A 3,925-nucleotide genomic window follows, 5' to 3' on the forward strand; every position below is an offset into this window, starting at 1 on the left:
GGTCTTGCTGCGATTGCCGGACGCGCAGATCACGTAGACGGTCGTCCCCTGCGGCGCGACGTCGCGGGCGCCGGCGACCTGGCCCAGCGGCACGAGGCGGGCGCCGGGAACGTGGCCCGCTTCGTACTCGTGAGGCTCTCGGACGTCGATGACCGGGGCGCCGAGCTGATGATGGGCGGCGAAGGTGTTGATATCAGTTGTGGAAACCATGCCGGGAACTATACCCCGGGGGGTATAACTTCCGCCAGTGGTCGCTTCGCGGCTCGAACCGGACGGAGCCAGTGCGCCGGTTGCTCGCCGCTGCGCTCGCTTCGCGGCTCGAACCGGACGGTCACCGCCTTGAAACCAGGCGTGTTGGACTCCCGCGCCACGTTCTGCCGGTGGACCAGGTTGTTGGCCTCCGGGAAGTAGGCCGCGCAGCAGCCGCGGGCCGTCGGGTAGGACACCAGCCGGAACTCCTCCGCCCGGCGCTCGGTGGTCACGCCGTCCGAGCCGGTGAACACACTCACCACGTCGACGAGCTGGCGGTCTGCCAGGCCCAGGTCGCGCAGGTCGTCCGGGTTGACGAGGATCACCCGACGCCCCTCGGAGATGCCCCGGTAGCGGTCGTCGAGACCGTAGAAGGTGGTGTTGTACTGGTCGTGTGACCGCATGGTCTGCAGGATCAGGTGCCCGGCCGGCGCCTCCAGCCACTCCAGCGGCGACACCGTGAAGTGCGCGCGCCCGGACGGCGTGGCGAAGGACCGGGTGTCGCGCGGCGGATTGGGCAGCACGAACCCGGACTTCTGCCGCACCCGCCGGTTGTAGTCGGAGAACCCGGGGATCACGCGGGCGATGTGGTCCCGGATCACGTCGTAGTCCTCCGCCATCGCGCGCCATCCCACCGGGTGGTCGTGACCGAGGATCGCCTCCGCCATGCCCGCGACGATCTGCGGTTCACTGAGCAGCTGCTCCGACACCGGCTCCAGCCGCCCCTGGGACGAGCGGACCACCGACATCGAGTCCTCCACCGAGACGAACTGCGCGCCCCCGGGATGGCGGTCGTCGCGGTCTGTCCGCCCGAGCGTCGGGAGGATGAGCGACGTCTGCCCATGGACCACGTGGGAACGGTTGGGCTTGGTCGACACGTGCACGGTGAGCCCGGTGCGCTGCATCCCCGTCTCGAGGACGTCGGTGTCCGAGCACGCCTTGGCGAAGTTGCCGCCCATGGAGACGAACACGTCCACGTCCCCGCGTTCGAACGCCTCGAGCGTCTCCGTCGAGTCGTAGCCGTGCTCACGCGGCGAGGTGATGCCGAACTCGTCGTCGAGCCCGTCCAGCAACATCGCGCCCGGCTTCTCCCAGATCCCCATGGTCCGGTCGCCCTGCACGTTCGAGTGCCCGCGGACCGGGCAGGCGCCGGCGCCGGGCTTGCCGAAGTTGCCCTGCAGCAGCAGGACGTTGACGATCTCGCGCAGAGTGTCCACCGAATGGGGCTGCTGTGTGAGTCCCAGCGCCCAGCAGATGATCGTCCCCCGCGAGTGCACGAGCAGCGTGGCCAGGCGTTCGATCTGGTCGCGGCGCAGACCGGTGGCCCGCTCGGTGGTCTCCCAGTCCAGCTCGGCACGCGCGGCGGCGTAGTCCCGGAACCTCTCGGTGCACGTGTCCACGAAGTCGCGGTCGACCACGGTTCCCGGTGCCGCGTCCTCCGCCCGCAGCAGCAGGTGGCCCAGTGCCTGGAACAGTGCGAGGTCGCCTCCCACCTTGATCTGCAGGAAGTCGTCCGCGACGGTCTCGCCCCCGCCGTCGACGAGGCTCTTGGCGATCCCCGTGGGGGACTGGGGATCGGCGAAGTTCAGCAGGCCGGCCTCGGGCAACGGGTTGACCGCCACGACGTGGGCCCCGCGTCGCCGGGCGTCGGTGAGGGTGGAGAGCATCCGTGGGTGGTTGGTGCCGGGATTCTGTCCGACGACGAGGATGACGTCCGCATGATCGAAGTCCTCGAGCGAGACGGTCCCCTTGCCGATGCCGATCGTGGGCGTCATGGCCGACCCGGAGGACTCGTGGCACATGTTGGAGCAGTCGGGCAGGTTGTTGGTGCCGATCGACCGCGCGAGCAACTGGTACATGAACGCGGTCTCGTTGGCCGTGCGGCCCGAGGTGTAGAACACGCAGCGGTCGGCCGAGGTGGCGCCCACGTGCTCGGCCATGAGCGCGAACGCCTCTCGCCAACCGATCGGCGAGTAGTGCTCATCGCCCGGTCGCAGCACCACCGGCTCGGTGATCCGGCCCTGGTTGCCCAGCCAGTACTCGGTCTTGTCCCGCAGCTCGCGGATCGGGTGGGCGGCCCACCACTCCGGGGTCACCGTTCGGGTGGTGGCCTCCTCCGCGACGGCCTTCGCGCCGTTCTCGCAGAACTCCGCCGGCTTGCGCGGCCCGGTGATGGACTCGGGCCAGGCACACCCGGGGCAGTCCGTGCCGCCGCGGTGGTTGAGGCTGGCCATCGCCCGGACCGTCCGGGTCACCCCGGCCTGCGAGATCCCCCGCTCGAGCGCCACCGAGACGGCCTTGAGGCCCGCCGCGCTGGTCTCGGGTTGGCCGACCCGGATCCGTGTCTCGTCGATGTCGGCGACGGGCGCGGACCGCCGGATGCGGGGGACAAGGCTCATGGGCCCATTGTGCGCCGGAACACACAGCTCCGCAGCCGCGGCCGCGGCGTGCGCGCGGCGGTCACTCAGTCGGCGATGCGCTCCGGATGGGTGTAGACGGTCGCGCGGTCGCCCCGACTGAACCCCACCAGCGTCACCCCGGTCTCGGCGGCCAGGTCCACGGCCAACGACGAGGGGGCGCTGACCGCGGAGATCACCGGTATCCCCGCCATGGACGTCTTCTGTACGAGTTCGAACGAGGCACGCCCGGAGACCTGCAGGATCGTCGCCCGCAGCGGGAGCCGGCCCTCGCGCAGTGCCCACCCCACCACCTTGTCGACCGCGTTGTGTCTGCCCACGTCCTCGCGCAGACAGAGCAGATCGCCCTCGGGGGAGAACAGGGCCGCCGCGTGGACGCCGCCGGTCCGGCCAAAGACGACCTGACCTTCGCGGAGCCGGTCGGGCAGGGAGAGCAGGACCGCAGCCCCGACCAGGGGGGCGGGCGGCTCGGCGGGGAAGTGGGTCGCCTTGCGCACCTCCGCGACCGAGTCGACGCCGCACACCCCGCAGGAGCTGGTCATGGCGGTCGCGCGGACGGACCGCGGTTCCGGGACATCGGGGGACAGGGTCACTGTGAGGGTGTTGTAGTCCTGCTCGGTGCGGCCGCTCACCGTGGTGCAGTAGCAGATCTCCGGGAGGTGATCGCGGTGCCAGATCGCCCCCTCGGACACCAGGTAACCGGCGGCCAGGTCCATGTCGTCGCCCGGGGTGCGCATCGTGACGAGGTAGGGGCGTCCCCCGAGACGGATCTCCAGCGGCTCCTCCACCGCGAGGGTCGCCACCTCACGTCTGGCGTCACTGCCGGCGATGATCCTCCGCGCGGGGTGACGACTCGTCCGTCGTCCCATGGTGCAGAGGCTAGCCGGTGGACGGGTCAGCTGGCGGACCGGTGGGCCACGCGCAGGACACCGGCGCCGCGGACGTCCCCCGCGTCGAGGTAGGCCAGGGCGTCGTCGGCCTCGTCGAGGCGGTATTCGTGGGTGGTGGGACGGAGTGCGAGGCGTTCGGCCAGGGCGAGGAATTCCTCGCCGTCCGAGCGGGTGTTGCTCTCCACACTGGTCACGGATCGCTCGTGGAACAGGTGCCGCTGGTAGTCGAGCCGGGGGATGTCGGAGAGGTGGATACCGGCCACGGCCAGGGTCGCGCCGGGGGCGAGTGCCGCCAGGGCCACCGGCACGAGCTCCCCCGCCGGAGCGAAGAGGATCGCGGCGTCGAGCGGGACCGGGGGGCGGTCGCGG

Annotated in this window: 3 protein-coding genes and 1 pseudogene; all 4 read right to left on the reverse strand. The window is 70.9% G+C overall.

Going from position 1 to position 3,925, the window contains the following annotated elements:
• Positions 1–210: rhodanese-like domain-containing protein (locus G6027_RS05300; protein WP_182636066.1), on the reverse strand; the 210-nt coding region annotated here is incomplete at its 3' end.
• Between the two features lie 8 nt (positions 211–218).
• Complete coding sequence (locus G6027_RS05305; RefSeq protein ID WP_241726842.1) at positions 219–2,648, reverse strand: FdhF/YdeP family oxidoreductase; 2,430 nt, start codon at positions 2,646–2,648, stop codon at positions 219–221.
• Positions 2,649–2,713: 65 nt separating this feature from the next.
• Positions 2,714–3,535: a formate dehydrogenase accessory sulfurtransferase FdhD gene (gene fdhD / locus G6027_RS05310; RefSeq protein ID WP_182636067.1), complete on the reverse strand. Its 822-nt coding sequence runs from the start codon at positions 3,533–3,535 to the stop codon at positions 2,714–2,716.
• Between the two features lie 26 nt (positions 3,536–3,561).
• Positions 3,562–3,925 (reverse strand): annotated as a pseudogene (locus G6027_RS05315) (alcohol dehydrogenase); the annotation flags it as partial.

Origin of the sequence: Dietzia sp. SLG310A2-38A2 (assembly GCF_014145095.1) — a bacterium.
GTDB lineage: Bacteria > Actinomycetota > Actinomycetes > Mycobacteriales > Mycobacteriaceae > Dietzia.

Coding starts and splice junctions, on each gene's coding strand:
- fdhD (WP_182636067.1), bottom strand. CDS start 3,535: ATGGGACGACGGACGAGTCGTCACCCCGCGCGGAGGATCATCGCCGGC.
- G6027_RS05305 (WP_241726842.1), bottom strand. CDS start 2,648: ATGAGCCTTGTCCCCCGCATCCGGCGGTCCGCGCCCGTCGCCGACATC.